25 protein-coding genes and 2 tRNA genes are annotated in these 26,706 nt (G+C 66.3%); 20 read left to right on the top strand and 7 right to left on the bottom strand.

All coding sequences use genetic code 11. The annotated features are described in order from the left end of the window. The 3 genes from carB (at window position 1) to LO55_RS22960 (ending at window position 4,313) form a co-directional block, all read left to right on the top strand. On the top strand, window positions 1–3,231 hold the full coding sequence (gene carB / locus LO55_RS22970; protein ID WP_071363245.1) for a carbamoyl-phosphate synthase large subunit: 3,231 nt from the start codon (window positions 1–3) through the stop codon (window positions 3,229–3,231). A 135-nt stretch (window positions 3,232–3,366) separates the two neighbouring features. Next, window positions 3,367–3,840: a transcription elongation factor GreA gene (gene greA, locus LO55_RS22965; protein WP_005669756.1), complete on the top strand. Its 474-nt coding sequence runs from the start codon at window positions 3,367–3,369 to the stop codon at window positions 3,838–3,840. Between the two features lie 20 nt (window positions 3,841–3,860). Next, complete coding sequence (locus tag LO55_RS22960; RefSeq protein ID WP_071363940.1) at window positions 3,861–4,313, top strand: DUF4149 domain-containing protein; 453 nt, start codon at window positions 3,861–3,863, stop codon at window positions 4,311–4,313. Between the two features lie 68 nt (window positions 4,314–4,381). Here the strand turns inward: LO55_RS22960 and yhbY are convergent, their stop codons facing one another. Continuing rightward, window positions 4,382–4,852, bottom strand: coding sequence for a ribosome assembly RNA-binding protein YhbY (yhbY, locus tag LO55_RS22955; protein WP_071363244.1), 471 nt, complete (start codon window positions 4,850–4,852; stop codon window positions 4,382–4,384). A gap of 45 nt (window positions 4,853–4,897) precedes the next feature. On the opposite strand from yhbY, the gene LO55_RS22950 reads away from it, so the two are divergent. From LO55_RS22950 to LO55_RS22925, 6 genes are all read left to right on the top strand, one after another. Further along, complete coding sequence (locus LO55_RS22950) at window positions 4,898–5,545, top strand: RlmE family RNA methyltransferase (protein WP_071363243.1); 648 nt, start codon at window positions 4,898–4,900, stop codon at window positions 5,543–5,545. Between the two features lie 237 nt (window positions 5,546–5,782). Next, window positions 5,783–7,666, top strand: a complete 1,884-nt coding sequence (ftsH, locus tag LO55_RS22945) for an ATP-dependent zinc metalloprotease FtsH (protein WP_005669764.1) — start codon at window positions 5,783–5,785, stop codon at window positions 7,664–7,666. A gap of 167 nt (window positions 7,667–7,833) precedes the next feature. Further along, complete coding sequence (gene folP / locus LO55_RS22940; RefSeq protein WP_071363242.1) at window positions 7,834–8,694, top strand: dihydropteroate synthase; 861 nt, start codon at window positions 7,834–7,836, stop codon at window positions 8,692–8,694. A gap of 30 nt (window positions 8,695–8,724) precedes the next feature. After that, complete coding sequence (gene glmM, locus LO55_RS22935; protein WP_071363241.1) at window positions 8,725–10,065, top strand: phosphoglucosamine mutase; 1,341 nt, start codon at window positions 8,725–8,727, stop codon at window positions 10,063–10,065. 74 nt (window positions 10,066–10,139) lie between these two features. Further along, window positions 10,140–10,216 (top strand) — tRNA-Pro (locus LO55_RS22930). A gap of 150 nt (window positions 10,217–10,366) precedes the next feature. After that, window positions 10,367–10,443, top strand: a tRNA-Arg gene (locus tag LO55_RS22925). A 21-nt stretch (window positions 10,444–10,464) separates the two neighbouring features. On the opposite strand, the gene LO55_RS22920 is transcribed toward LO55_RS22925, so the two are convergent. Both LO55_RS22920 and LO55_RS22915 read right to left on the bottom strand, forming a co-directional pair. After that, window positions 10,465–11,430 carry a tripartite tricarboxylate transporter substrate binding protein BugD gene (locus LO55_RS22920; RefSeq protein ID WP_071363240.1) on the bottom strand — a complete coding sequence of 322 codons (966 nt, stop codon included), beginning with the start codon at window positions 11,428–11,430 and terminating at the stop codon, window positions 10,465–10,467. A gap of 122 nt (window positions 11,431–11,552) precedes the next feature. Further along, entirely contained in the window at window positions 11,553–12,482 is a 930-nt protein-coding gene (locus tag LO55_RS22915) for a LysR family transcriptional regulator (RefSeq protein ID WP_071363239.1), read from the bottom strand. 175 nt (window positions 12,483–12,657) lie between these two features. On the opposite strand from LO55_RS22915, the gene LO55_RS22910 reads away from it, so the two are divergent. Genes LO55_RS22910 through LO55_RS22890 form a run of 5 tightly spaced genes read left to right on the top strand, consistent with a single transcriptional unit; the run spans window position 12,658 to window position 18,138 of the window. Further along, complete coding sequence (locus LO55_RS22910) at window positions 12,658–13,518, top strand: HTD2 family dehydratase (RefSeq protein WP_005669773.1); 861 nt, start codon at window positions 12,658–12,660, stop codon at window positions 13,516–13,518. 33 nt (window positions 13,519–13,551) lie between these two features. Then, on the top strand, window positions 13,552–14,712 hold the full coding sequence (locus LO55_RS22905) for an acyl-CoA dehydrogenase family protein (protein WP_005669775.1): 1,161 nt from the start codon (window positions 13,552–13,554) through the stop codon (window positions 14,710–14,712). 10 nt (window positions 14,713–14,722) lie between these two features. Beyond that, window positions 14,723–15,901, top strand: a complete 1,179-nt coding sequence (locus LO55_RS22900; RefSeq protein ID WP_071363238.1) for a CaiB/BaiF CoA transferase family protein — start codon at window positions 14,723–14,725, stop codon at window positions 15,899–15,901. A gap of 24 nt (window positions 15,902–15,925) precedes the next feature. Continuing rightward, window positions 15,926–17,299, top strand: coding sequence for an MmgE/PrpD family protein (locus LO55_RS22895; RefSeq protein ID WP_071363237.1), 1,374 nt, complete (start codon window positions 15,926–15,928; stop codon window positions 17,297–17,299). Beyond that, window positions 17,296–18,138 (top strand): HpcH/HpaI aldolase/citrate lyase family protein, encoded by an 843-nt coding sequence (locus tag LO55_RS22890; RefSeq protein WP_071363236.1) that lies wholly within the window; start codon window positions 17,296–17,298, stop codon window positions 18,136–18,138. Before LO55_RS22895 ends, LO55_RS22890 begins: the two co-directional genes overlap by 4 nt. Here the strand turns inward: LO55_RS22890 and LO55_RS22885 are convergent. Next, window positions 18,125–19,171: a DUF4214 domain-containing protein gene (locus LO55_RS22885; RefSeq protein ID WP_071363235.1), complete on the bottom strand. Its 1,047-nt coding sequence runs from the start codon at window positions 19,169–19,171 to the stop codon at window positions 18,125–18,127. The two genes, LO55_RS22890 and LO55_RS22885, sit on opposite strands and share 14 nt — an antisense overlap. Before the next feature lie 143 nt (window positions 19,172–19,314). Next, complete coding sequence (locus LO55_RS22880) at window positions 19,315–19,725, bottom strand: tellurite resistance TerB family protein (protein WP_071363234.1); 411 nt, start codon at window positions 19,723–19,725, stop codon at window positions 19,315–19,317. Window positions 19,726–19,832: 107 nt separating this feature from the next. On the opposite strand from LO55_RS22880, the gene LO55_RS22875 reads away from it, so the two are divergent. Continuing rightward, window positions 19,833–20,735 carry a LysR family transcriptional regulator gene (locus tag LO55_RS22875; protein ID WP_071363233.1) on the top strand — a complete coding sequence of 301 codons (903 nt, stop codon included), beginning with the start codon at window positions 19,833–19,835 and terminating at the stop codon, window positions 20,733–20,735. Here LO55_RS22875 and LO55_RS22870 read toward each other — a convergent pair. Next, on the bottom strand, window positions 20,732–21,019 hold the full coding sequence (locus LO55_RS22870; RefSeq protein WP_071363232.1) for a hypothetical protein: 288 nt from the start codon (window positions 21,017–21,019) through the stop codon (window positions 20,732–20,734). The genes LO55_RS22875 and LO55_RS22870 overlap by 4 nt on opposite strands. Next, entirely contained in the window at window positions 21,016–21,738 is a 723-nt protein-coding gene (locus LO55_RS22865) for an XRE family transcriptional regulator (RefSeq protein WP_005669791.1), read from the bottom strand. The genes LO55_RS22870 and LO55_RS22865 overlap by 4 nt, the downstream gene beginning before the upstream one ends. A 167-nt stretch (window positions 21,739–21,905) precedes the next feature. Here LO55_RS22865 and LO55_RS22860 point away from each other — a divergent pair, with 167 nt between their 5' ends. The 5 genes from LO55_RS22860 to LO55_RS22840 all read left to right on the top strand — a co-directional run bounded on the left by LO55_RS22860 (window position 21,906) and on the right by LO55_RS22840 (window position 26,701). Further along, window positions 21,906–22,103: a phage holin family protein gene (locus LO55_RS22860; protein ID WP_005669793.1), complete on the top strand. Its 198-nt coding sequence runs from the start codon at window positions 21,906–21,908 to the stop codon at window positions 22,101–22,103. 80 nt (window positions 22,104–22,183) lie between these two features. Beyond that, the gene (locus LO55_RS22855; protein ID WP_071363231.1) at window positions 22,184–22,537 is read left to right on the top strand and encodes a DUF5710 domain-containing protein; all 354 of its coding nucleotides are present in this window, start codon (window positions 22,184–22,186) and stop codon (window positions 22,535–22,537) included. A gap of 75 nt (window positions 22,538–22,612) precedes the next feature. After that, window positions 22,613–23,566 carry an MBL fold metallo-hydrolase gene (locus LO55_RS22850; RefSeq protein WP_071363230.1) on the top strand — a complete coding sequence of 318 codons (954 nt, stop codon included), beginning with the start codon at window positions 22,613–22,615 and terminating at the stop codon, window positions 23,564–23,566. Window positions 23,567–23,670: 104 nt separating this feature from the next. Further along, complete coding sequence (tolA, locus tag LO55_RS22845; RefSeq protein WP_071363229.1) at window positions 23,671–25,362, top strand: cell envelope integrity protein TolA; 1,692 nt, start codon at window positions 23,671–23,673, stop codon at window positions 25,360–25,362. A gap of 187 nt (window positions 25,363–25,549) precedes the next feature. Beyond that, window positions 25,550–26,701 (top strand): polysaccharide biosynthesis/export family protein, encoded by a 1,152-nt coding sequence (locus tag LO55_RS22840; RefSeq protein ID WP_229410217.1) that lies wholly within the window; start codon window positions 25,550–25,552, stop codon window positions 26,699–26,701. The last annotated feature ends 5 nt before the right edge of the window (window positions 26,702–26,706 follow it).

The raw sequence follows: 26,706 nt of genomic DNA, 5'->3' as shown, positions 1-26,706 counted from the left end.
ATGCCAAAACGTAGTGATATCAAAAGCATCCTGATCATCGGCGCCGGCCCGATCGTCATCGGCCAGGCAGTCGAATTCGACTACTCCGGCGCCCAGGCCTGCAAGGCCTTGCGCGAAGAAGGCTACAAGGTCATCCTGGTCAACTCGAACCCGGCCACCATCATGACCGACCCGGAAACGGCGGACGTGACCTATATCGAGCCGATCACCTGGAAGGTCGTCGAGCGCATCATCGAGAAAGAGCGTCCCGACGCGATCCTGCCGACCATGGGCGGCCAGACCGCGCTGAACTGCGCGCTCGACCTGCACCGCCACGGCGTGCTCGACAAGTACAAGGTCGAGCTGATCGGCGCGACCCCGGAAGCCATCGACAAGGCCGAAGACCGTTCGAAGTTCAAGGACGCGATGACCAAGATCGGCCTGGGCTCGGCGCGTTCGGGCGTGGCCCACTCGATGGAAGAAGCGTGGAGCGTGCAGCGCGAGCTGGGCTTCCCGACCATCATCCGTCCGTCGTTCACCATGGGCGGCAGCGGCGGCGGCATCGCCTACAACGAAGAAGAATTCGAACAGATCTGCAAGCGCGGCCTCGAGGCTTCGCCGACCAACGAGCTGCTGATCGAAGAGTCGCTGCTGGGCTGGAAAGAGTACGAGATGGAAGTCGTTCGCGACAAGAACGACAACTGCATCATCATCTGCTCGATCGAGAACCTGGATCCGATGGGCGTGCACACCGGCGACTCGATCACCGTGGCGCCGGCGCAGACCCTGACCGACAAGGAATACCAGATCATGCGCAACGCGTCGATCGACGTGCTGCGCGAGATCGGCGTCGACACCGGCGGCTCGAACGTGCAGTTCTCGATCAATCCGAAAGACGGCCGCATGATCGTCATCGAGATGAATCCGCGCGTGTCGCGTTCGTCGGCGCTGGCCTCGAAGGCCACCGGCTTCCCGATCGCGAAAGTGGCGGCCAAGCTGGCGGTCGGCTTCACGCTCGATGAGCTGCGCAACGAGATCACCGGCGGCGCGACCCCGGCCAGTTTCGAGCCGTCGATCGACTACGTCGTCACCAAGATCCCGCGCTTCACCTTCGAGAAATTCCCGACCGCCGACAAGCACCTGACCACCCAGATGAAATCGGTCGGCGAGGTGATGGCGATGGGCCGCACCTTCCAGGAATCGTTCCAGAAAGCCCTGCGCGGCCTGGAAGTCGGCGTCGACGGCCTGAACGAAAAGACCCGCGACCGCGAAAAGATCGAGGAAGAACTGGGCGAGCCGGGTCCGGAGCGCATCTGGTACGTGGGCGACGCCTTCGCCCAGGGCTTCACCCTGGAAGAAGTGCACAATCTCACCAAGATCGATCCTTGGTTCCTGGTGCAGATCAAGGAGATCGTGGACATCGAGCTGTGGCTCGAGACCCAGACCCTGGAATCGCTCGACAAGAACGTGCTGTACAAACTGAAGCAGAAGGGCTTCTCGGACCGCCGCATGGCCTTCCTGCTGAAGGTCGAGCCAAGCGCCGTGCGTGCCCGTCGCCATGCGCTGAACATCCGTCCGGTGTACAAGCGCGTCGACACCTGCGCCGCCGAGTTCGCGACCAACACCGCCTACATGTACTCGACGTACGACGAAGAGTGCGAATCGAACCCGACCGACAAGAAGAAGATCATGGTGCTGGGCGGTGGCCCGAACCGCATCGGCCAGGGCATCGAGTTCGACTACTGCTGCGTGCACGCGGCCCTCGCCATGCGCGAAGACGGCTACGAAACCATCATGGTCAACTGCAACCCCGAGACCGTGTCGACCGACTACGATACCTCGGACCGCCTGTACTTCGAGTCGCTGACGCTGGAAGACGTGCTCGAGATCGTGGAACTGGAAAAGCCGGTCGGCGTGATCGTCCAGTACGGCGGCCAGACCCCGCTGAAGCTGGCGCTGGACCTGGAAGCCAATGGCGTGCCGATCATCGGCACCTCGCCGGACATGATCGACGCCGCCGAAGACCGCGAGCGTTTCCAGCAACTGCTGCAAAAGCTGGACCTGCGCCAGCCGCCGAACCGCACCGCGCGCACCGAAGCCGACGCCCTGGCGCTGGCCGAAGAGATCGGCTACCCGCTGGTGGTGCGTCCTTCCTACGTGCTGGGCGGGCGCGCGATGGAGATCGTGCACGAGCAGCGCGACCTGGAGCGCTATATGCGCGAAGCGGTCAAGGTCTCGCACGATTCGCCGGTGCTGCTCGACCGCTTCCTGAACGACGCAATCGAAGTCGACGTCGACTGCATCTCGGACGGCGAAGCCACCTTCATCGGCGGCGTGATGGAACACATCGAACAGGCCGGCGTGCACTCGGGCGACTCGGCCTGCTCGCTGCCGCCGTACTCGCTGTCGCAAGCGACCATCGATGAACTCAAGCGCCAGACCTCGCTGATGGCCAAGGCCCTGAACGTGGTCGGCCTGATGAACGTGCAGTTCGCGATCCAGCAGTCGGAGCAGGACGGTCAGACCGTCGACACCGTCTACGTCCTGGAAGTGAACCCGCGCGCTTCGCGTACCGTGCCGTTCGTCTCGAAGGCGACCGGCCTGCAGCTGGCCAAGATCGCGGCGCGCTGCATGGTCGGCCAGACCCTCGAGCAGCAGGGCATCACGAAAGAGGTCGTGCCGCCGTTCTACAGCGTCAAGGAAGTCGTGTTCCCGTTCGTGAAGTTCCCTGGTGTCGACACCATCCTCGGACCAGAGATGAAGTCGACCGGCGAAGTGATGGGCGTGGGCACCACCTTCGGCGAAGCCTTCGTGAAATCGCAGCTCGCGGCCGGCATCAAGCTGCCGAAGTCGGGCACCGTGTTCCTGTCGGTGAAGTCGTCGGACAAACCGCGCGCGGTCGGCGTGGCGCGCGAGCTGGTCAAGCTGGGCTTCGACCTGGTGGCGACCAAGGGCACCGCCGCCGTGATCTCGGCGGCCGGCATCCCGGTGCGTTCGGTGAACAAGGTGCTGGAAGGCCGTCCGCACGTGGTCGACATGATCAAGAACCACGAGATCGTCATGGTCGTGAACACGGTCGAGGAAAAGCGCAGCGCGATCACCGACTCGCGCACGATCCGTACCTCGGCACTGGCGGCGCACGTGGTGACCTACACCACGATCGCCGGCGCCGAAGCGGCGATCGAGGGCATGCCCCACATCGACGAACTGCGCGTGTACGATTTACAAGGCCTGCATAAAACCTTACACTAAGCACACGCAGTACCCGTAGGACAGCTTAGTACACAAGTGAACCACAGAGCTCGCGCGGCCTTGGCGCCGCGTGCCTCTGTGGTTTTCGCTTTGAGACGCTACGGGTGTCCCGTAAAACACCAACAGCAGAGAACCATGAACACACCACTGACCAAATTCGGCGCAGAACTCCTGAAAGAAGAGCTGCACCAGCTCAAGACCAAGGAGCGCCGCATCGTGATCGACGCGATCGCCGAGGCGCGTTCGCATGGCGACCTGTCCGAAAACGCCGAGTACGACGCCGCCAAGGAGCGCCAGGCCTTCGTCGAAGGCCGCATCGCCGAGCTGGAGGGCAAGCTCTCGACCGCCCAGATCATCGATCCTTCGACGCTCGACGCCGACGGGCGCGTGGTGTTCGGCGCCACCGTCGACCTCGAAGACCTGGAATCGGGTCAGAAGGTCACCTACCAGATCGTCGGCATCGACGAAGCCGACCTGAAGCTGAACAAGGTCTCGGTGACCTCGCCGATCGCGCGCGCGCTGATCGGCAAGTTTGCCGAAGACGTGGTCGAAGTGCAGGCCCCGTCGGGTCCGCGCGAATACGAAATCCTCGAAGTCCGCTACGTCTGATGGAAGGGGCGGCCAGCGGCATGAAGGCAGGGCGCTTGCCGGCGGCGCGCCTGCTGGTGGCCGCGCTGTGGGCCGGCACGCTGTGGGCGCTCGGCTACGTGGCGGCGCCGGCGGCGTTCGCCGTCCTGGGCAGCGGCCAGGCCGGCGACCTGGTCGCGCTGCTGCTCACGCGCCAGGCGTGGCTGTCGATCGCCTGCGCCGTCGTGCTGCTGGTCTTGCTGCGGGTGTCGCTTGACCTGGCGCCGCCGCGCCGGCGTTTTCTCAACCTGCTGGTGCTGGCGATGCTGGCGTGTGCGCTGGTGATCTTCGTCGGGCTGCAGCCGGCCATGGCGAACCTGCGGGAGCTGGCCGGGCCAAGCGGGGTGAGGGCGTCGCCGTACTGGACCCAGTTCGCGGTGATGCATGGGGTGTCGCAGCTGTTCCACATCGTCCAGAGCTTGCTGGGCGCGTGGCTGATCGTTCGGCTGCGTTGAAACATCGTGGGGTGGACGGTAGCGCCACCCACGGACGTAAAAAAACCGGGTTGCCCCGGTTTTTTTGTTCACTTGTTCAGCGAATTTTTCTTGGAACTGGTCTGGCGCGGTTTGGCGCGCTTGATGTTGCCGCCGGCGGTGACGCGTTCGTTCCCCTTCAGCATGACCTTGGTGACGCTCGGCTTCTTGGTGCCGCTGGCGCTGGCCTTGACGATGGTGACTTCGCGCATGCCCGGACCCGATTTGCCGCTGCGTTCCTTGACCGCCTCTTTCTTGGGGCGGTAGAGGACGAGCAGCTTGCCGATGTGCTGGACCGGCGCCGCGTCGAGATCGGCGCAGATCTGCTCGTACATGGCGACGCGCGCTTCGCGGTCGTCGCCGAACACGCGCACCTTGATCAGGCCGTGTGCGTCGAGGCTGGCCGAGATTTCCTTGACGACGGATTCGGTAAGGCCGGCTTCGCCGATCATGACGACTGGATTGAGCCCGTGTGCTTCTGCGCGCAGGGCGCTGCGCTCGGCCGGTGTAAGTTTGATCATAACAATTCTTTTTTGATGTACCTATAAAAGCAGTATTCTACGCGAATGGCCAAGAACAAATTAAACAAAAACTGGTTGCACGACCATATTAACGACCCGTACGTCAAACTGGCCCAGAAAGAAGGCTTCCGCGCCCGCGCCGCCTACAAGCTCAAGGAAATCGACGAGCAGGAAAAGCTGATCAAGCCGGGCCAGGTGATCGTCGACCTCGGTTGCACCCCGGGCAGCTGGGCCCAGTACACGCGGCGCAAGCTGGCCGGCGCCGACGGCGGCGGCATCAATGGCACCATCATCGGCCTCGACATCCTGCCGATGGAGCCGATCGCGGACGTGCAATATATTCAAGGCGACTTCCGCGAGGAAGAAGTGCTGACGCAGCTCGATGAAGTCCTGTCCGGCCGCAAGGCCGACCTTGTGCTATCCGATATGGCGCCCAATTTGTCGGGTATTAGCCACGCCGATGCGGCGCGCATGGAACATTTGATCGACCTCGCGATCGAATTTTCGCAGCTGCATTTGAAGCCGGGCGGTGGGCTGGTTGTTAAATGTTTCAAAGACATGGGTTTTACACAAATCCTGGAGAAATTCCGGACTGAATTCAAGACCGTGAAGCAGATCAAGCCGAAGGCCAGCCGCGATAAATCGTCCGAGATCTTCCTGCTCGGCCGTGGCCTCAAGAATCCGGCGGAGTGAATGTAGTGATCCATTTGTCAGGGGGTAGAATTTCCCCTTGAAATCTCCACGCGTGCCCATACATCAGCCGCGTGATCCCTCCGGCCCGGCGCCGCGGTTTGTATGCAATGTGCCGGCGGGATGTAAAAAGATAGTATTTCGGCACTATTGCCGGCGTCGCGTGGCGGTGTCGGCTTATTGCGAGTAAAATCGGAATACTGAAATCGGTAGAGATGCAATTGCATCGGAGGAGTGCTCGTGAATAATATGTTTTCCAAATCCGCCATCTGGGTGGTCGTCGCGCTGCTGTTGTTCATGCTGTTCAAGCAGTTCGACACCCATAGCGTCGCCGGCGGCAGCAAGACCATCGCTTATTCCGAGCTGCTCGATGAGATCAAACAACGTCGCATCAAGGATGTGACGATCGAAGGCTCGAATATCACCGCCACGCGCAGCGACGATTCCAAGGTGCGCGCGACCGCGACCATCCTGGACCGCGGCCTGATCGGCGACCTGCGCGAAAACGGCGTGCGCTTCGACGTGAAGCCGCCCGAGGAGCCATCGTTCCTGCAGCAGGTATTCATTTCGTGGTTCCCGATGCTGCTCCTGATCGGCGTGTGGGTGTTCTTCATGCGCCAGATGCAGGGCGGCGGCAAGGGCGGCGCTTTCTCCTTCGGTAAATCGAAGGCGCGCATGCTCGATGAAACCAATAACACCGTCACTTTCGCCGACGTCGCCGGTTGCGACGAAGCGAAAGAAGAAGTCTCGGAAATCGTCGACTTCCTCAAGGATCCGACCAAGTTCCAGAAACTGGGCGGCCGCATTCCACGCGGCGTGCTGATGGTCGGTCCTCCGGGTACCGGTAAAACCCTGCTGGCGCGCGCCATCGCCGGCGAAGCCAAGGTGCCGTTCTTCTCGATCTCGGGTTCCGACTTCGTCGAGATGTTCGTCGGCGTCGGCGCCTCGCGTGTCCGCGACATGTTCGAGAACGCCAAGAAGCATTCGCCTTGCATCATCTTCATCGACGAGATCGACGCGGTCGGCCGTCACCGTGGCGCCGGCATGGGCGGCGGCAACGACGAGCGCGAACAGACCCTGAACCAGCTGCTGGTCGAGATGGACGGTTTCGAAGCCCAGTCGGGCGTGATCGTGATCGCCGCCACCAACCGCGCCGATGTGCTCGATAAGGCGCTGCTGCGTCCGGGCCGTTTCGACCGCCAGGTGATGGTGGGCCTGCCGGACATCCGCGGCCGCGAACAGATCCTCAACGTGCACATGCGTAAAGTGCCGATCGGCACCGACGTCAAGGCCGACATCCTGGCGCGCGGCACCCCGGGCTTCTCGGGCGCCGACCTGGCCAACCTGGTCAACGAAGCCGCGCTGTTCGCCGCACGCCGCAGCAAGCGCCTGGTCGAGATGATCGACTTCGAAGACGCCAAGGACAAGATCTATATGGGTCCGGAGCGCAAGTCGATGGTCATGCGCGAAGAAGAGCGCCGCAACACGGCTTACCACGAGTCGGGCCACGCGGTGGTCGCCAAGCTGCTGCCGAAGGCCGATCCGGTGCACAAGGTCACGATCATGCCGCGCGGCTATGCGCTGGGCCTGACCTGGCAGCTGCCGGAACACGACAGCCTGTCCGGTTACAAGGACAAGATGCTCGAGGAAATCTCGATCCTGTTCGGCGGCCGTATTGCTGAAGAGATCTTTGTCGGCCAAATGTCGACCGGCGCCTCGAACGACTTCGCCCGCGCGACCAAGCTGGCACGCTCGATGGTCACCCGCTTCGGCATGTCCGACAGCATGGGCGTGATGGTCTACGAAGACAGCGAGAACGACGGCTTCTTCGGCGGCGCCACCAAGACCATTTCGGAAGCGACGCAGCAGAAGGTCGACGCCGAGATCCGCGCCATCCTCGACACGCAGTACGCGCTGGCGCGCCGTCTGCTGGAAGAGAACCGCGAAAAGGTCGAGATGATGACCAAGGCGCTGCTCGACTGGGAAACCATCGATTCCGAGCAGATCAACGACATCATGGCCGGCCGCGAGCCGCGCCAGCCGAAGACCGTGCTGACCAAGCGCACGCCGCCGGGCGACAGCGGCTCGGGCGGTGTGGCGCCGAATGCCACCGCACCGGCCTGACGCTGTCTCTCCCATCAAAGGCACCCGTCAGGGTGCCTTTTTTGTTTTGCAAAAAGCTGGGGTCAGGTCTGACATTCGGACACGAGCTCAACCTTTAAATACATTTATTGTCGAGGCCGTGTCTGATTGTCAGACCTGATTGTCAGACCTGACCCCGATGTGCTTTCATGACCAAGAAACTGCAATGTGGCCACTTCAGCTTCGCGCTGGAGGGGGCTGAATCTGCCTATCCAGTGGTGATGGGCATCCTGAACATTACCCCCGATTCCTTTTCCGACGGCGGCCGCTACCAGGGCCTCGAATTCGCGCTGACCCATGCCGAGACCATGATCAAGGACGGCGCCGCGATGATCGACATCGGCGGCGAATCGACCCGCCCCGGCTCGCCCAGCGTACCGCTCGACGAAGAACTGCGGCGCGTGATGCCGACCCTGTACGCGCTGCGCACGCTCGACGTCGCGCTGTCGGTCGACACCTGCAAGCCCGAAGTCATGCGCGAGGCGCTGATCGCCGGCGCCGACATGATCAACGACATCAACGCGTTCCGTGCGCCGGGCGCCATCGAGGCGGTGCAGGACAGCGATTGCGGCCTGTGCATCATGCACATGCAGGCCACGCCAGAAACCATGCAGCAGGCGCCGCAGTACGACGACGTGGTGGGGGAGGTGATCGCTTTTCTGCGCGAGCGCGTCGACGCATTGAGCGCCGCCGGCATCGAGCGCGAGCGCATCTGCGTCGACCCCGGCTTCGGCTTCGGCAAGACGGTCGAACACAACTACGCCTTGCTGCACGGATTGCAGCGCATGCGCGACGAGCTCGGCTTGCCGGTGCTGGCCGGCATGTCGCGCAAATCCATGATCGGCGCCGTCACCGGACGTCCGGTCGAGCAGCGGGTGGCCGGCAGCATCGGCGCGGCATTGGCTGCGGTAGCGCATGGCGCTAGAATCGTGCGTGTGCATGATGTGGCAGAGACTGTCGATGCCCTGAAGGTGTGGCATGCGGCGATGCATCCACCCTCGGTCCTGTAAAAACGTTTCAATAAGAGAAAAGAGAACTAGATGGCACGGAAATATTTCGGCACCGATGGCGTGCGCGGCACGGTGGGCGTGGCGCCAATTACTCCTGAATTCGTGATGCGTCTCGGCTACGCCGCCGGCACCGTCCTGGCCAAGGGCCGCAAGTCGAGCAGCGGCCGTCCGGTCGTCCTGATCGGCAAGGACACCCGCATCTCGGGCTATATGCTCGAAGCGGCGCTGGAAGCCGGGCTGTCCGCCGCCGGCGTCGATTCGATGCTGGCCGGCCCGATGCCGACCCCGGCCATCGCCTACCTGACCCGCGCGCTGCGCCTGCAGGCCGGCGTCGTGATCTCGGCCTCGCACAATCCCTTCCAGGACAACGGCATCAAGTTCTTCTCGGAGCACGGCACCAAGCTGCCGGACGCCGTCGAGCTCGAGATCGAGGAAGCGATCGACCAGCCGATGGGCTGCGTCGCCTCCGACAAGCTCGGCCGCGCGACCCGCCTGCGCGACGCCCAGGGCCGCTACATCGAATTCTGCAAGAGCACCTTCCCGAACGAGCTCGACCTGCGCGGCCTGAAGATCGTGGTCGACAGCGCCCACGGCGCCGCCTACAACATCGCGCCGCACGTGTTCCACGAGCTCGGCGCCGAAGTCATCTCGATCGGCGCCCAGCCGGACGGCTTCAATATCAACGCCGGCTTCGGCGCCACCGCGCCGAAGGCGCTGTCCGAAGCCGTGGTGGCCAACAAGGCCGACCTTGGCATCGCGCTGGACGGCGACGCCGACCGCCTGATCATGGTCGACGCCAATGGACGCGTCTACAACGGCGACGAGCTGCTGTACGTGATGGTGCGCGACCGCATGAGCACCGGTCCGGTGGCGGGCGCGGTCGGCACCCTGATGACAAATATGGCGCTCGAAGTCGCCTTCAAGCAGATGGGCATCGGCTTCGCGCGTGCCAAGGTCGGCGACCGCTACGTGCTCGAGGTCATGAAAGAGCGCGGCTGGCTGTTCGGCGGCGAAGGCTCGGGCCACCTGCTGGCGCTTGACAAGCACAGCACCGGCGACGGCATCGTGTCGGCGCTACAAGTGCTGTCGGCCCTGGTGCGCGGCAATAAATCGCTGGCGGAATGCTGCAGCGAGCTGCAACTGTTCCCGCAAACGCTGATCAACAAGAAGGTCACGCCGGGCTTCGACTGGACCAGCGACCAGGCCCTGGTGGCCGAGAAGGAAGCGGTCGAACGCGAACTGGGCGACAACGGCCGCGTGCTGATCCGCGCGTCCGGCACCGAACCCCTGATCCGCGTGATGGTGGAAGCGAAAGAGGCGGCGCTGGCCGAAAGCATGGCGCGCCGCATCGCGGACAAGCTGGCGGCCTGATCGAAGCGCCAGTCCGGCAAGATGCAGGCCGGACTGGCGCTCGGCGCCGTCATCGCGTATAATGTTTCTCACGGCGGAGTGTAGCGCAGCCCGGTAGCGCACCTGGTTTGGGACCAGGGGGTCCAAGGTTCGAATCCTTGTACTCCGACCAAAAGATTCATCGAGACAGGCCGTCCTAGGACGGCCTGTTTTGTTTTATCGGCCTGCTTTTTGTTCAGCATCGCTACGCGGACAGCAGCTTGCTGCTTGGCCATATTGCAAGCAGCGTGACTTGCGGTTTATAGTAGCGCCTCTTCCAGGACCGCCCTTAGCTCAGTTGGATAGAGCAACAGCCTTCTAAGCTGTGGGTCACACGTTCGATTCGTGTAGGGCGGGCCACTCACATCGCGTCGAACGCCGTCAATCGGCGTAGGCCCCCGCCTTCTTGTAGATCGGCCCCCACTTGTCGATCTCCGCTTTCAGATGCGTGCGCAAGCCTTCCGGCGTGGCCTTCTCGGCCGGGACCGGTTCCGTTCCGAGCTCGGCGAACCGGGCCTTCACGTTGGGATCCTTCAGCGCTTCGCGCAGGGCCGTCCCGAGCCGGTCGACCACGGCCTTCGGCGTTCCCTTGGGCGCATACATGCCGTGCCACACATACATCTCGAAGCCGGCGATGCCTTGCTCGGCCAGGGTCGGCAGCTGCGGCAGCGAGGCGATGCGCGCCTTGGTGGTCGCGCCATACACCTTGACCTTGCCGGTCTTGATGTAGGACGTGGTCGAGGTGGTCTGGTCGCACAGCAGGTCGATCTGGCCGCCCAGCAGGTCGTTCATCGCCGGGGCCGTGCCCTTGTAGGGCACCGTGGTGAGCGGCGTGCCGATGGCGCTCAGGAACAGCATGCCGCACTGGTGCGAGACCGCGCCGAGCCCGGCATTACCCATGGTCAGCTTGTCCTTGTTGGCCTTGATATAGGTGAGCAGTTCGGGCAGGGTGTTCGGCGCCAGGTTCTTGCGCGCCAGCAGCACCATCGGGACGTCGGCCACCTGGCCCACGTATTCGAAATCCGTCATCGGATTGAAGGCCAGCTTGCGGTACAGCGCCGGACTGGTGCTCATGCCATTATGGTGCAGCAAGATGGTATAGCCATCGGGCGCGGCCCGCGCCACCTTGCCTGCGGCGATCGTGCCGCCGGCGCCGGTGGCATTCTCGACCACGACCGACTGGCCGAGCGACTTCGCCATGGTCTGGCCGAGGATGCGGCCGATGACGTCGGTCGGCCCGCCGGCCGAGAAGGGAATGATCATCGTGATTGCCCGGGCTGGGTAATCGGCCGCGTGGGCGCCGGCGGCGGCCAGCGTCAGGCCGGCAAACATCAGTTTTTTCAGCATCGTCGTCTCCTGTGCTCGTTGTGACGGGTGGTCCCGTTGTTTTGAACCATCCTAAGAGCTTATGGGAGGGCGCACGAAATACCTTTTTGTGATGCCAGCATCAGGGAACGGCATAGCTCGTTTCAGCGTCCGATCCAGGCCGCGCCCGGCCAGGCCTGCTGGTCGACCATCTCCTTCATCAGCGCGGTCAGGATGGGGGCCGCGGCGGCGCTGGCCGGGGAGGGCCGGCGCGCGGCGGCGCGCGCCAGCACGATGCGGCGCGACAGGTCCGGCGTGCCGACCGGGGCGCCGGAGAGCGTTCCTGCCTGCAGTTCTTCCAGCACGGCCGAGGTGGGCAGGATCGTGTAGCCGAAGCCCTTGGCCACGAGCGACTTCTGCAGGTCCAGCGCATTGGTCTCGGCGACGACGTCGACGCTGATGCCGGCCACCGCCAGCGCGTGCTCGATGATGCTGCGCAGCCCGTGCGACGCGTTCGGCATCACCATCGGCCGGTCCTTGAGCCCTTTCAGGGGAAACGGTTCGTTTCCCGTGAATTCACCCGGCGGGCCGAGCACGTACAGGCGCTCGTCGACCAGCGCCTCGGCCTGCAGGCCGTTGGACGAGCGCGTGTCGTACAGCAGGGCCAGTTCGATGTCGCCCGCTTCCAGCCACTGGAGCACATTGCCGGCATAGCCGACGGTGATGCTGACCGTCACCGCCGGGTAGCGGGCACGCACCCGCGCCACCAGCTCGCCGGCCAGCAGCCGGCTGGTGCTGGCCAGCAGGCCGATCGTCAAGCGCCCGGAGACGCTCGTGGTCGCCGGCCCGATCTCGGCGCGCGCCTTGTCCAGCTCGCGCAGCGCGCGGCGCCCATACTCGACCAGGGTGCGGCCGGCGTCGGTCAGCACCATGCCGTGACGCTCGCGCTCGAACAGCGGCACGCCGCATTCTTCTTCCAGCAGCCGGATGTGGCGCGAGACGGCCGGCTGGACCAGGTGGAGCAGTTCGCCTGCGCGGGTGGCGCTGCCGGTCTCGGCGATCGCGATCAGGGTGCGGATCTGCTTGATGTCCATGAACGTTCCGGTAATGGATGAGCCATCAACATATGCTCTTTCACGCGGCTTGGCAATCGCGATTCATGATGGCCACAGCTATCGCGGCGCGTGATGGAGGAATCACGTTTTTCTATTTCTACGGGCAATCCATTCAAATCTATGATGAGTCATCCGATTCCTTTCACGGCGAACGATGACTACCAACGAATTCGATGCAAGCCTGCTCCAGCAGTGGACAGGCAAGACCGAAGTGCTGCACGATGTGCTGCGGCCCGACGCGGTGGCGGCCCTGGCCGCCACGCTGGACTATCCGGACGCGCCCGCCCAGGGCGAGGCGCTGCCGCCCCTGTGGCACTGGATTTACTTCCACGCGATCGCCCAGCAGTCGCAGCTGGGCGACGACGGTCACCCGAAACGGGGCGGCTTCCTGCCGCCCGTGCCGCTCCCGCGGCGCATGTGGGCGGGTGGCCGCTTCGAGTTCCATGCGCCGGCGCGGATCGGCGAGCTCGTGACGCGCACCTCGACCATCCGCAGCGTGCAGGCCAAGGAAGGCGCCAGCGGCAGCCTGGTGTTCGTCACCGTGCGGCATGACATCCGCCAGGGCGGGGCGCCGGTCATCACCGAGGAACACGACATCGTCTATCGCGACCTGCCCGCGCCCGGCGCGGCAGCGCCGGCGCCCCGGCCGGCCCCGGCCGACGCGCGCTGGTCGCGCACCATCCACCCCGATCCGGTGCTGCTGTTTCGCTATTCGGCCCTGACCTTCAACGGCCATCGCATCCACTACGACCGCAGCTACGTCACCGGGGTGGAAGGCTATCCCGGCCTGATCGTGCACGGCCCGCTCATCGCCACGCTGCTGGTCGACCTGGTGCGGCGCGAGCTGCCGGGCGCGGACATCGCGCGCTTCAGCTTCCGCGCCGTCAGTCCGCTGTTCGATACCGCGCCGTTCGCGGTCTGCGGCAAGCCGGGGCCGGACGGCAAGACCATTTCCTTATGGGCGCAGAATGACCGGGGCGAGCTCGCCATGCAGGCCGAGGCGACCCTGCGCTGAGCGCATCATCCCTACACTATCCAGGAGACCCACATGATCCACTTGGAACTGCCGCACCAGGATATCCGCGATGCGGTCCGCTCGCTGTGCGAAGAATTCCCGCCGGAGTATTTCCGCAAGATCGACGAAGAGCGCGGCTATCCCGCGCAGTTCGTCGACGCGCTGACGCAGGCCGGCTGGATGGCCGCCCTGATCCCGCAGGAATATGGCGGTTCCGGCCTCGGCCTGACCGAAGCCTCCGTCATCATGGAAGAGATCAACCGGGCCGGCGGCAACTCCGGCGCCTGCCATGGCCAGATGTACAATATGGGCACCTTGCTGCGTCACGGTTCGGCGGCCCAGAAGGAACGCTACCTGCCGCAGATCGCCAGCGGCGCGCTGCGCCTGCAGTCGATGGCGGTCACCGAGCCGACCACCGGCACCGACACCACCAAGATCAAGACCACGGCCGTGCGCAAGGGCGACCGCTATGTCGTCAACGGCCAGAAGGTCTGGATCTCGCGGGTGCAGCACTCCGACCTGATGATCCTGCTGGCGCGCACCACGCCGCTGGCCGAGGTGACCAAGAAATCCGAGGGCATGTCGATCTTCATCGTCGACCTGCGCGAAGCGATCGGCAAGGGCCTGGCGGTGCAGCCGATCCTGAACATGGTCAACCACGAGACCAACGAGCTGTTCTTCGAGAACCTCGAGATCCCGGTCGAGAACCTGATCGGCGAAGAGGGCAAGGGGTTCAAGTACATCCTCGACGGCCTGAACGCGGAGCGCACCCTGATCGCCGCCGAATGCATCGGCGACGGCTACTGGTTCATCGACAAGGTCACCAACTACGTGAACGAGCGCGTCGTGTTCGGGCGCCCGATCGGCCAGAACCAGGGCGTGCAGTTCCCGATCGCCAAGGCCTTCGTCAACATCGAGGCGGCCAACCTGATGCGCTACCAGGCCTGCGCGCTGTTCGACGCCAATCAGCCCTGCGGCGCCCAGGCGAACATGGCCAAGATGCTGGCCGCCGACGCCTCGTGGGAAGCGGCCAACGCCTGCCTGCAGTTCCACGGCGGCTTCGGCTTCGCCGCCGAATACGACGTCGAGCGCAAGTTCCGCGAGACGCGCTTGTACCAGGTCGCGCCGATCTCGACCAACATGATCCTGTCGTACGTGGCCGAACACGTGCTCGGCCTGCCGCGTTCCTACTAGGAGACTGATCATGCGACCTCTGGATGGCATCACCGTCGTCACCCTGGAACACGCGATCGCCGCGCCGTTCTGCACCCGCCAGCTGGCCGACCTGGGCGCCCGCGTGATCAAGGTCGAGCGGCCCGGCGTGGGCGACTTCGCGCGCGCCTACGACACGCGCGCGCGCGGCATGGCCTCGCATTTCGTCTGGACCAACCGCTCCAAGGAAAGCCTGACGCTGGACGTCAAGCACCGCCAGGCCGCGCCGATCCTCGAGGGGCTGCTGGCCGGGGCCGACGTGCTGGTGCAGAACCTGGCGCCAGGCGCGGCGGCGCGCCTGGGCCTGTCGTGGGAAGCCCTGAAGGAGCGCTTTCCGCGCCTGATCGTGTGCGACATCTCGGGCTATGGCGCCGACGGTCCCTACCGCGACAAGAAGGCCTACGACCTGCTGATCCAGAGCGAATCGGGCTTCCTGTCGATCACCGGCTCGCCCGACGAGCCGGCCAAGGCCGGCTGCTCGATCGCCGACATCGCGGCCGGCATGTACGCCTACACGAATATTCTGGCCGCCCTGATCCAGCGCGGGCGCACGGGCGAGGGCGCCCACATCGACGTCTCCATGCTCGAGAGCATGGCCGAGTGGATGAACTATCCGCTGTATTACGCGATCGACGGCGCCGCGCCGCCGCCGCGCGCCGGCGCGGCCCACGCCACCATCTATCCGTATGGGCCGTTCCCGGTTGGCGACGGCAAGACCGTCATGCTGGGGCTGCAGAACGAACGCGAGTGGGAACAGTTCTGCGCCAAAGTGTTGCGCCAGCCGGAACTGGCCGCGGATGCGCGCTTCGCCTCGAACGCGGCGCGCACCGGGGCGCGCCAGGAACTGCGCGCCATCATCGTCGACGTGTTCGCGCAGCTGACGGCCGAGCAGGTGGTCGCGCGCCTCGACGAAGCGCAGATCGCGAACGCGCACATGAACGATATGCACGACCTGTGGCGGCACCCGCAACTGGCGGCGCGCGGCCGCTGGGTCGACGTCGGCATCCCGGACGGCGCGATCCCGGCGCTGCTGCCGCCGGCGGTCCCGAACACCTGGCAGGCGCGCATGGACCCGGTGCCGGCGCTGGGCGAGCATACCGAGGCGATCCTGTCCGGGCTCGGCTACGCCAGCGCCGACATCGCCGCCCTGCGCGCCGAGCGCGCCATCTGAACGACAGCAATAAAAAGGAACAACATGAGCGACCACCCAAGCCAGGCGCTTGCCGCCTTTGCCGCCCAGCTGCGCTACGAAGACATCCCGCCGACCGTCATGGCGCGCGCCGAAGACCTGATGCTCGACTGGTTCGGATCGGCGCTGGCCGGCAGGAACGGCCGGCCGGTCCAGTGCATCGAATCGTTCGCGCGCACCATGGGGCCCGGCCCCGGCGGCGGCGCCGAAGTGCTGATCTCGCGCCGCACCACGACGCCGCTGTTCGCGGCGATGGTCAATGCCGCGTCCTCGCACTACGCCGAGCAGGACGACGTGCACAACGGCTCGGTGTTCCACCCGGCCACCGTGGTGTTCCCGGCCGTGCTGGCCGTGGCCCAGGCGAACGGCGCCAGCGGACGCGAACTGATGACGGCGGCGGTGGCCGGCTACGAAGTCGGCATCCGCGTCGGCGAGTTCCTCGGCCGCTCGCACTACCGGACCTTTCATACCACCGGCACCGCCGGCACCGTCGCCGCGGCGGCGGCCGTCGGCCGCCTGCTGGGCCTGACGCCCGAGCGCATGCTGGATGCCTTCGGTTCGGCCGGCACGCAAGCGGCCGGACTGTGGGAATTCCTGCGCGACGCCGCCGATTCGAAGCAGCTGCACACCGCCAAGGCCGCGAGCGACGGCCTGATGGCCGCGTATCTGGCGGCCGAGGGCTTCACCGGGGCGCGCCGGATCCTGGAGGGCAAGCAGGGCATGGCCGCCGGCATGTCGCACGACGCCGATCCGGCGCGGCTCACCGATGGCCTGGGCACGCGCTGGGCGACGGCCGAAACCTCGTTCAAGTTCCACGCCTCGTGCCGCCACACGCATCCGGCGGCCGACGCGCTGCTGCAGGTGATCGTCGCCGAAGACCTGCGCCCCGAGCAGATCGCCGCCGTGACGGCCCACGTGCACCAGGGCGCGCTCGACGTGCTCGGCCCGGTGGTCGATCCGCGCACGGTCCACCAGGCGAAATTCTCGATGGGGACGGTGCTGGGCCTGATCGCGCAGTTCCGCAGCGCCGGCCTGAACGAATTCGACGAGGCCTACGCCGACCCGCGCATCGTGGCCTTGCGCGACAAGGTGACGATGGCGCTCGACGACGAGGTGGACGGCGCCTACCCGGCGCGCTGGATCGGCAAGGTGACGGTGACGACCACCGACGCTCGGGTGCTGAAGGCGCGGGTCGACGAACCGAAGGGCGACCCGGGCAATACCCTGAGCCGGCGCGAGCTGGAAGACAAGGCGCTGCGGCTGGCGCGCTTCGGCGCCGCCGCGACTGACGACGAGATGCGCGCCGTGTTCGAGCGCATCTGGCACATCGGCCGCACGCCGGTCGTCGGCCACTTCCTCGCGCCCGGGGAGACGCGATGAACCCGCCAGCCCCGTTGCCCCGGTCTTACCTGTTCGTGCCCGGCAACCGCCCGGAGCGCTTCGACAAGGCGTGCGCGGCCGGCGCCGACGCCGTGATCGTCGACCTCGAGGACGCGGTGCCGTTCGCCGACAAGGCGGCTGCGCGCGAGGCCGTCGCCGCCTGGCTGTCGGCGGAGAAGCCGGTGCTGGTGCGCATCAACGGCGCCGACACCGACTGGTTCGGCGCCGACCTGGCCCTGTGCCGCATGCCCGGCGTGGCCGGCGTGGTGCTGCCGAAGGCCGAGCAGGCCGGCGACATCGCGCGCCTGCGCGCGGCCGGGGCCACGGCGGTGCTGCCGCTGATCGAAAGCGCGGCCGGGATCGACCATCTGCGCGCGATCTCCGCGGCGCGCGGCGTGCAGCGCCTGATGTTCGGCTCGATCGATTTCCAGCTCGACCTGGGCATCCCGGGCGAACGCGAAGAGCTGCTGTTCTTCCGTTCGCAACTGGTGCTGGCTTCGCGCCTGGCCGGGCTCGCGGCGCCGGTCGATGGCGTCAGCACGGCGCTCGACGACGCCGAGCGGCTGGCCGACGACGCGCGGCATGCGCGCCAGATGGGGTTCGGCGCCAAGCTGTGCATCCATCCGAAGCAGGTGGACGCCGTGAACCGCTGCTTCACGCCCGGCGCGCACGAGCTGGCGTGGGCCGGGCGGGTGCTGGAGGCGGCGGCGCGCGCCGACGGCGCCGCGGTGGCCCTGGACGGCAAGATGATCGACCGGCCCGTGATCCTGCGCGCGCAAGCCATCGTCGACGCCCATGCGCTGCGCGCGGGGGTGGCGGACCCCGTCAGCTCACGATGAATTCGTAACCGGCCTGCAGCGAACCGACGACCTTGACCTGGTTTTCGGGGCTTTCGCTGAAGCCCACCAGCATGTCGGCCACGGTGATCGTCTTGCTGTCCAGCGCCTGCTTCCAGTAGGCGAATCCTGCGGCGTCGGGCGCACGGTCGAGCACATTCGCATAGAGCAGGGTGACGATGTCGGCATTGGTCGCCGCCGCGCCGGCCAGCTTGCCGAACTCGGCCGAGTGGACGAAGGCGTCCGCGACCGCGTGCAGGCTCGTCCCGTCACCCATCCGGCCGATCCAGTAGCCGAGTCCAGCCTTGTCCGGCGTGCGGTCGAAGGCCGCCTGGTACAGGCGATAGGCCTCGGCCGGAAAGCCCATGGTCTCGTAAGAAATATAGTCGCCGCCCTCGAACGACAGCCGCTCGACGTTGCGCAGCGTGTCGGTCCCATCGAGGCCCAGCAGGTCGGTGACCGTGATGGCGCCGTTCTTCACGCTCACCGTGTATTCCTCGCGATAGCCCTCGAGCACGAAGGTGTCGATGCCGGCGCCGCCGTCGACGATGTCGTCCGAGCGCGTGCCGTACAGCATGTCGTGGCCGGCGCCGCCGACGATGGTATTGGTGATCGGATAGACCGGCGCCCGGTCCTCGTAGACGTTCACGCTGGCGTAGGTGTCGTAGTAGTCCTGGCTCCAGGCGGCGTCGATGTAGTACCAGCCGGTATAGGGGGCGACGAAGGAGGCGTAGTCATAGCCGTAGGCGCCGCTGCCGTCGTCGCTGGCGATTTCCTTGCCCAGGTCGTCGAACACGCGCAGGACGACCGGGTCGAAGTAACTGCCGCTCTGCACCGTGTAAGCCATGCCCCTGGTGCCGTGGAAGACGAAGATATCGTCCTGGCCGGCATACGGGTCATGGGTGCCGAAGTGGGCGGTGCGCCCATAGTGCTGGCCGAGCTGCGGGTCGTGCACCGGCCGCAGCTCGAGGCGCCAGGCCCAGTCCATCTCGGACGGCGTCAGGGTGTACTGGTGATCCTGGGAATAGTTCGACATGACGGACCTCGCGCGATATGAGGTCTTCATTGTATGGCTGGGCTATTCCGGTAATGTGTGCAAATGGTGTCGCTTTGTAACGGCGGCGCCTCAATTGCAAGCATGTCTTTCAACGTATGCATGCGAAGGCGCCGCCCCTGTCGTCACACCGTGCTGGCGGCTTCGACGCCCGACTCGGCCCAGGCATGCATCGCACGGCGCAGCAGCCGGCGCTCGCGGTGGTCGATCACGCTGTCGGCGCGCACGATCTCGAGCATGCCTTTCAGGACCGTGGCGCGCAGCAGCTCGTCCTGCACCTCGTCGAGCAGGCGGTCGATCGTCTCGGGTGCGATCTCGACCATGCCGCCCTCGCGGTCGGCGCTGGTCGCCAGCAGGTCCTGGGTCAGCTCGCCCGCCGTGTCGTCGAAGGTGTCTTCGCTCACCCGCAACGCCCCGAGCACGCCGCTGCGGTGCAGGCTCTTGAGCTCCTGCGGCGCGATGCGGCCGTCGACGATCATGGCCAGCGCCAGCAGGCGGCACATGGCTTTCGGGCTGTTGGTGGGGTAACTTCTCATTGTATTCCTCGCTTCACAAGAACTGGGAGTCATCAATATACGGCGCTGCAAAACGAAAGTAAAATCGAATAATCTTTCAAAATCATTCTGTTTTTTGGTGGTGTTGCATGATCAATTACAAGCACCTGCAGTATTTTCATGCCGTCGCGACGGCGGGCAGCGTCGCGCGCGCCGCGGAGCAATTGCACGTGTCTCCACAGGCGATCAGTACCCAGTTGCAGGTGCTGGAAGACCAGCTTGGCGAGGAATTGCTGCGCAAGAAGGGACGTGGGTTGGCGCTGACCGAGGCCGGCAAGACGGTGCTGCGCTATGCCGACCAGATCTTCAGCCTCGGCAATGAACTGGAACAGGCGGTGCGGCGCGGCGTGTTCACGGAGACCGAAACCCTGCGCGTCGGCCTGTGCGACGTGATCGCCAAGACGATGGCCTTTCGCCTGCTGCAGCCGGCGCGCGACGCCGGCCTGGCCATGCACCTGGTGTGCAGGGAAGGGCGCTTCGCCGACCTGATGGAAGACCTGAGCGCGCACCGGCTCGACCTCCTGATCTCGGACCAGGGCCTGCCGCCCGGCGGCGCGGTGCGCGGCCACAGCCACCTGCTGGGTTCGAGCACGGTGACGGTGGTCGCCCATCCCGAGGTCTGCCGGCGCTGGGCCGGGCCCTTCCCGCAACGCCTGAAGGACGCGCCGTTCCTGATGCCGGGCGAGGACGCGGCCCTGCACAGCCAGCTCAGGGCCTGGCTCGAGGCGCATGGATTGCGGCCGATCGTGGTGGGCGAATTCGACGACGGCGCCTTGCTCGGTTCCTTCGCCGGCGCGGGCGCCGGCTTCATGGTGGCGCCGACCGTGCTGGCGGACGCGCTGTGCGCGCAGTATGGACTGGAGCAGGTGGGCGTGATCGATTCGATCGTCGAGCAGATCTATGCGGTGACGGTCGAGCGGCGCGTGCACCATCCGGCGTTGCGGCGGATACTGGAGCGGGCCGCGAGCGCCTTCGGCGAACGAGCTGCCTAGAACGGCGGCGCGGCGTCGTCAGGCGGCGCTAGGTCGAGGTCGATCGTCTGTTCGAGCATGCCGGCCAGGTCGAGTTCGGGCAGCAGCTGACGCGTATCGAATGCCGCATACGCCCGCGACGGCTTTTCGCGCGGCGCCGCCAGCATGATCGGCAGGCGCGGGAACCAGGGCCCGAGCCGCGCCAGCAGCGCGTCCCCGACGCCGGGCCGCAGGCAGTCGGGGTCGGCGAAGACGAGCGCGATGCGGACGCCGCGCACGGTGACGATGCCGCCCGTGAGTCTCAAATGCGGTCGCTTTCCTTGCGCACCACGCGCCCGATGACGATGCATTCGCCGCCCTGGCACAGCTTGCGGTGGTACTTGCGCCCGTCGACGTTGTCGGAGGTGAGCCACCACTGGCCGGCATCGCGCGCCAGGCGCTTGACCACGGCTTCGCCCTCGTAGTTGAAGGCGTACACGGCGCCGTCGACCAGCTTGGTATCGAGCGTGTTGATGACCACGATGTCGCCCGCGTACAGCGAGGGCTCCATGCTCTCGCCCTTGACGTAGATGGCGATCAGGTGCGACGGGTTGTACTGGTTGCGCTCGATCCAGGTGCGGCGCATGCCGAGCGTGCCGCCGTCGCGCCGTTCGGGCTCGGTCTGGTAGCCGGTGATGCCGGCCGACAGCCGCAGCTTGACCATCGGGATCTGCACGAAGCCGTCGTCGTCGCCTTCGGCCGCCACGACCCGCAGGGCATTGCTCACCCCACCGTGGGGCGGCGCGTCGGTCGCGGGCGCGCCCGACATGGGCGCCAGGATTTCCGGCGGCAGGCTGCGGCCGGTGACCCGCGAAATGGCGAGCAGCTGCTTCAGGTTCGGGCTGTGCTTTTCGTTTTCCCAGTGCGAGATATTGGCCTTGGTGTTGCCGCGCTCGGTGCCGAGTTCGAGCGCCAGCCGCGCGCCGAGCGCCGTGCCGGACAGGCCGGCGGCGGTGCGCGCTTCCCTCACCCAGCCTGCAATCATCGTTTGGAGATCCATATCGCCATGGTATAGGAAAACTATACGCAAGAGTATAGTTTTTATTTACTGATGTGGTATAGTTTTCCTAAACTTTCATTCACCGCGTTGACGTGGCTCAGGGACGATCACGGTTCCCATGCGCCGCTTCAGGGCGAAGCACGGGGGACACGATGATCATTGATACTTACCTGCGCCTTCTCGGCGCCGCCCAGGCCACGCCGCTGACGCTGGCGGACCTGGGCATCCTGGTCGGGATCCTGACCGGCTTGCTGGGGGCGCTCGTCAACCTGGTGTACACCTGGCGCAAGGACCGCCGCGAGCAGCGCGAAAGCGACGCCGCGTGGGCCCGGCGGCGCCAGGAAAAGTGAAGGCGCGACAGCCGCGGCCCGGGCATGGTCGCTGTAGAATAGCGGGCCGCACTGACATCGATTCCGGAGCACGTTCGTTCATGGTTTTCCTCACCGTCCCCTATGCCGAAAAGGACGCCGCCAAGGCGCTCGGCGCCCGTTGGAACCCGACCCGCAAACGCTGGTACGTGCCGGACGGCGTGGCCACCGAGCCGTTCGCCAAGTGGCTCGACGGCGCGCCCGGCGGCCAGGCCCCGTCCGCGAAGCCGGGCCGGGTCGACAGCTACCAGGGCAAGACCGTGGTCGGCCTGCACTACATCGAACTGGCGCACGACTGCGATCCGATGCAGGCCTGCCCCAGCTGCACGGAGCAGCTGGCCGGCACGCCCTGGGCCCAGGCGCAAGCCGGGCTGCGGGCGCTGGTCGGCGCGCTGCCTGGCACATCGAGCAAGTGAGCGGCGCCGCCCGGGCCTTCGTGTTAGCTTGAAGGCAGGCGGACCGGCTGGTTCGCAGCCACCCGGAGATCCTTCATGCGCTTGCCCCGCCCGCTGTTCACCACCATCTTCCTGACCGCACTGTGCGGCCTCGCCGCCGGCGCCCAGGCCCAGGCGCCGGACACCCGACAGCAGGGGCAGGTATCGACGCTGGAGCTTGCGGCAGGCGAGGGCGCGATCGACGCGGCGCAGGGCAGCGTGCAGTTCATCGGCACGGCGACCGTGCTGATCCGCTACCAGGGTTTCACCATCCTGACCGACCCCAATTTTTTGCACAAGGGCGACCACGTGCACTTGGGCTATGGCTTGACCTCTGAACGGAAGACGAATCCGGCGATCGCTTTCGACGATCTCCCACCCATTGACCTGGTGGTGCTGTCGCATTTTCACGGCGACCACTTCGACCAGCTGGTGCAGAAACGCCTGAATCGCGCGGTGCCCATCGTCAGCACCCGCCAGGCCGCGGCCAGTCTCCAGAAACTGGGATTCACCCGCGTGACCGGACTGAGTCCCTGGGACCGGCTGGACGTCTCGAAAGGCGAGGCGCGCCTGCGGGTGACGGCTACGCCCGGCCGCCACGGACCGGCCGGCGTGGCCGCGCTGCTGCCCAAGGTGATGGGCTCGGTGCTCGACTTCGGGGCCGATCCGGCGGCGCCGGACTACCGCATGTACATCAGTGGCGATACGCTGGTGATCGACGACATCAAGACCGTGCCGGAACGCTTTCCCGGCATCGACCTGGCCTTGCTGCACCTGGGCGGCACGCGTATCCTGGGCGTCGTCAAGGTCACCATGGACGGCAAGGACGGCGTGCGCATGATGCAGGTGGTGCGCCCCAAAAAGACCATCCCGATCCACTATAACGACTATGACGTCTTCAAGTCGCCGCTCGAGGACTTCGCGCGCGAGGTGAAGGCCGCGGGACTCGAACAGGAAGTGGTGTACCTGGCACACGGCGAAACGTATACGTTCACCAGGGCGAAGCGCTGAGCATGCGCATTTTCGCCACAGGGCGGATTTGAATCGTGCGCGTCTCGCGTTACTGCTGAGTAAACGCTAAGATGCCAGCTTGACAATGTTGCTCAAGCGATGACATGACCAAAGCGACCGCTGGCAGGCGCGGATACGACCAGGCACGCAGTGACCGGCGCCTGGGCGTGGGCATTGTCATGTCGGTCGTGCTGCACGGCCTGTTGTTGTCGCTGCAGTTCGGTGTTCCCGGCCTCGACTTTGGCGGCGGGGGACCGATCAACGTCACCCTGGCGCCTTCCCCGGCAGCGCCGCCGGCGACCGCGCCGATTCCCCCATTGCCTGAAACGCCGGCGCCGCTTGCGCCACCCACGACGCCTGCGCCACCGCCGGCCCCGGCGCCGGCGCGCGGCCTGCGTCTGGTCGACCCACCGCCGCCGCCGCCGCCGCCGATCGTCCAGGCCGAGGCGCGTCCACCGGCCCAGGCCCGGCGGCCGAAGCGTTCCAAGCCGCCCGCGCCGAAGCGCAGGCTGCGCGAGGTGCCGCCTCCGGTGATCGTGGCCGCCCCGGATCCGGAATCGGAATTCACCGTTCCCGTGCCCTTGCCGGACGTCGTCCCTGAACCGGCGCTCGATGCGCCGGCGCTGGCCGACGCGGTCGTACAAGAAGCGCCGGCGGAACCGGCCGACTTGCCCGACCCGGGTCCGGATCTCGTTGCGCAGGAGGCCGAGGAAGAACGCCGGCGCCTGTCGGCAGAGCAGCAGGAGCTGGAACGGCTGGCCCAGGCCGAGCGTGACGCCGCCGAGCGCCTGGCGCAGGAAAGGGTCGAACAGGAGCGGCTGGAACAGGAGCGGCGCGAGCAGGAACGCCGTGTGGCCGACGACGAAGCCCGGATCGCGCAACTGCGCGAGACCGAGCGTTTGCAGGCCCGGGAACAGGCCGCGCGCGAGCAGGCCGAGCAGCGGCTGGCGCAGCAGGCCGCCGAGCAGGCGCTGCAAGAGCGGATGCAAGAACAGGCGCTGGCGCGCCAGCGCGCCGAAGAAGACGCGCTGCGCCAGGCGCAGATACAGCAACAGGAGCAGGAGCGCGCACGCCAGTTGGCGCAACAGCAGGCGGAGCAGCAAGCGCAACAGCAAGCGCAACAGCAAGCGGAGCAGCGGGCGCGCGCCGAGGCCGAACGCCTGGCCCGCCAGCAGGCGGAAGACGCGGCGCGCCAGGCGGCGGCGCAGCGGATGCAGGCACAGGCGCCCGCTCCCGGCGCGGGCGCGGCGGCCATGGAATCGATGCCCGTCGGGCCGGGGCAGGGCGCGGGGCGTGGCGCCGGCAGCGGCGGCGGCAGCCAGCCCGGCGCCGGATCGCTGGCCGGCTTGCCCGGCAATCGCGCGCGTGAGCTGCTGCGCGGCGTGACCATCCCCAACGTGAATGCGCCCGCCACGCCGGCCGAGCGCGCCATGGGCGGGCGCCGGGTGCTGGCCGACGGCGGCGAGCGTGACGCGCCGCTGCGCCTCTATGTCGACAGCGTGCGCCAGAAGCTGGAGCGCAACGCGGTGCTGGGAGGCGCGCGCCTGTCGCTGCACGACGTGCGCATCGACCCCCTGGTCAGCGTGTCGCTGCGCAGCGACGGCAGCATCGACGACGTCACCATCATCCGCTCGAGCGGGCGGGCCGACATGGACGACGCGGTGCGCCGCTTCGTGCGCCTGAATGCCCGCTATTCCGCGTTTCCGCCGAATGTCGCCGCACAATTCGACATCATCGAGATCCGCCGCATCTGGCGCTTCGCCGATGGGCTCAAGCTGATCGAAGAGATGCGCTGAACCCTGTGCGAAGCCCGCCACGCAGTTGCCCATCGCACCCGACCTGACGCCGCCGTTCGCCATTTGATGCGCTGCAAAGCCAAGCCCGATGGACGCCGTACTCTGAACTGAATCGTTCACCTACTGCGACTATTTTTGATAGGCAACAATCATGGCTTGGCTTCGTTCAGTTGCAATAAGGGATTTGTTGCGGGTTCTACGGTGTGGACCGCAGTCGCCTCGCGCGCCGGTATCCGCGTTCACTATCGCGCTGCTGCTTGCGCTATGTCTTGCCCTGTCGGCCTGTGCGACCGGGATCGGGTTCGGCGACGCGGCGCGCTCCGGCGGTCCCGGCAATGCGTCGGCGCCCACCACCGAGCTGATCACCGAAACCCTGATCGAGCAAGAGCGCGCGGCGCAGGCCAGCGTCGCCCGGCAAGACCTCACACCGCTGTTCGTGTCCCGGCCGCCGCCTTACACCATCGGGCGCGGCGACATCCTGTCGATCGTGGTCTGGGACCACCCCGAGCTGGCCGCCGGCGGCATGACCATGGCCACCTCGGCGGCCGACAGCGGCGTCGTCCAGCCGAACGCGACGCCGCCCGGCTTCGTCGTCGACCACCAGGGGCGCATCCAGTTCCCCCTGATCGGCCTGCTCAGCATCGACGGCAAGACCGAGGAAGAAGCGCGCGCCCTGCTCACCGGCAAGCTCGCGCGCTATATCGCCAATCCGAACGTCACCCTGCGCGTGCAGGCCTACCGCAGCCGCCGCGTGTACGTCGACGGCGAGGTGCGCACGCCCGGCCTGCAGGCGATCGACGACATCCCGATGACGCTGGTCGAGGCGCTGAACCGCGCCGGCGGCATGCAGCCGGCGGCCGACCAGAGCCGCATCGTGATCGAGCGTGGCGACGACCGCTACCACGTCAACCTGCGCGAACTGGTGCAGAAGGGCGTCAATCCGGGCGCCATCCTGCTGGCCCATGGCGACGTCGTGCGCGTGCATTCGCGCGAGGAGAGCAAGGTGTTCGTGTCGGGCGAGGTGATCTCGCCGAAGGCGCTCACCATGCACGACGGCCGGCTCACGCTCAACGAAGCGCTGGGCGAGACCGGCGGCATCAGCCCCCTGAGCGGCGATGCGCGCCAGGTGTACGTGGTGCGCAAGGCGCCAGACCGCACGCGCGTGTTCCGGCTCGACGCGCGCGACTCCGGCGCGCTGGCGATGGCCGAGACCTTCGAGCTGCGGCCCAAGGACGTCGTCTACGTCGCCGCCTCGCCGCTGGCGAACTGGAATCGCCACCTGAGCCTGCTGTTCCCTGGCGCGTTGACGAATGCCGTCGGCGTCACGAATCGTCCCTGAGCAGC

Source organism: Massilia timonae, from assembly GCF_001866515.1.
Classification (GTDB): Bacteria; Pseudomonadota; Gammaproteobacteria; order Burkholderiales; family Burkholderiaceae_D; genus Telluria; species Telluria timonae.
The sequence above is the reverse complement of the archived record's forward strand: the minus strand, read 5'-3'. Positions and strand labels throughout refer to the sequence as shown.

What these genes read in the sequence shown, in the direction of transcription:
- folP (WP_071363242.1), top strand. Translation starts at nt 7,834, where the DNA reads ATGACCAAGAAACTGCAATGTGGCCACTTCAGCTTCGCGCTGGAGGGG.
- LO55_RS22880 (WP_071363234.1), bottom strand. Translation starts at nt 19,725, where the DNA reads ATGAGAAGTTACCCCACCAACAGCCCGAAAGCCATGTGCCGCCTGCTG.
- greA (WP_005669756.1), top strand. Translation starts at nt 3,367, where the DNA reads ATGAACACACCACTGACCAAATTCGGCGCAGAACTCCTGAAAGAAGAG.
- carB (WP_071363245.1), top strand. Translation starts at nt 1, where the DNA reads ATGCCAAAACGTAGTGATATCAAAAGCATCCTGATCATCGGCGCCGGC.
- tolA (WP_071363229.1), top strand. Translation starts at nt 23,671, where the DNA reads ATGACCAAAGCGACCGCTGGCAGGCGCGGATACGACCAGGCACGCAGT.
- LO55_RS22915 (WP_071363239.1), bottom strand. Translation starts at nt 12,482, where the DNA reads ATGGACATCAAGCAGATCCGCACCCTGATCGCGATCGCCGAGACCGGC.
- LO55_RS22850 (WP_071363230.1), top strand. Translation starts at nt 22,613, where the DNA reads ATGCGCTTGCCCCGCCCGCTGTTCACCACCATCTTCCTGACCGCACTG.
- LO55_RS22920 (WP_071363240.1), bottom strand. Translation starts at nt 11,430, where the DNA reads ATGCTGAAAAAACTGATGTTTGCCGGCCTGACGCTGGCCGCCGCCGGC.
- LO55_RS22860 (WP_005669793.1), top strand. Translation starts at nt 21,906, where the DNA reads ATGATCATTGATACTTACCTGCGCCTTCTCGGCGCCGCCCAGGCCACG.
- LO55_RS22865 (WP_005669791.1), bottom strand. Translation starts at nt 21,738, where the DNA reads ATGATTGCAGGCTGGGTGAGGGAAGCGCGCACCGCCGCCGGCCTGTCC.
- glmM (WP_071363241.1), top strand. Translation starts at nt 8,725, where the DNA reads ATGGCACGGAAATATTTCGGCACCGATGGCGTGCGCGGCACGGTGGGC.
- LO55_RS22960 (WP_071363940.1), top strand. Translation starts at nt 3,861, where the DNA reads ATGAAGGCAGGGCGCTTGCCGGCGGCGCGCCTGCTGGTGGCCGCGCTG.
- LO55_RS22890 (WP_071363236.1), top strand. Translation starts at nt 17,296, where the DNA reads ATGAACCCGCCAGCCCCGTTGCCCCGGTCTTACCTGTTCGTGCCCGGC.
- LO55_RS22875 (WP_071363233.1), top strand. Translation starts at nt 19,833, where the DNA reads ATGATCAATTACAAGCACCTGCAGTATTTTCATGCCGTCGCGACGGCG.
- LO55_RS22910 (WP_005669773.1), top strand. Translation starts at nt 12,658, where the DNA reads ATGACTACCAACGAATTCGATGCAAGCCTGCTCCAGCAGTGGACAGGC.
- LO55_RS22885 (WP_071363235.1), bottom strand. Translation starts at nt 19,171, where the DNA reads ATGTCGAACTATTCCCAGGATCACCAGTACACCCTGACGCCGTCCGAG.
- LO55_RS22905 (WP_005669775.1), top strand. Translation starts at nt 13,552, where the DNA reads ATGATCCACTTGGAACTGCCGCACCAGGATATCCGCGATGCGGTCCGC.
- LO55_RS22855 (WP_071363231.1), top strand. Translation starts at nt 22,184, where the DNA reads ATGGTTTTCCTCACCGTCCCCTATGCCGAAAAGGACGCCGCCAAGGCG.
- LO55_RS22895 (WP_071363237.1), top strand. Translation starts at nt 15,926, where the DNA reads ATGAGCGACCACCCAAGCCAGGCGCTTGCCGCCTTTGCCGCCCAGCTG.
- LO55_RS22900 (WP_071363238.1), top strand. Translation starts at nt 14,723, where the DNA reads ATGCGACCTCTGGATGGCATCACCGTCGTCACCCTGGAACACGCGATC.
- LO55_RS22950 (WP_071363243.1), top strand. Translation starts at nt 4,898, where the DNA reads ATGGCCAAGAACAAATTAAACAAAAACTGGTTGCACGACCATATTAAC.
- yhbY (WP_071363244.1), bottom strand. Translation starts at nt 4,852, where the DNA reads ATGATCAAACTTACACCGGCCGAGCGCAGCGCCCTGCGCGCAGAAGCA.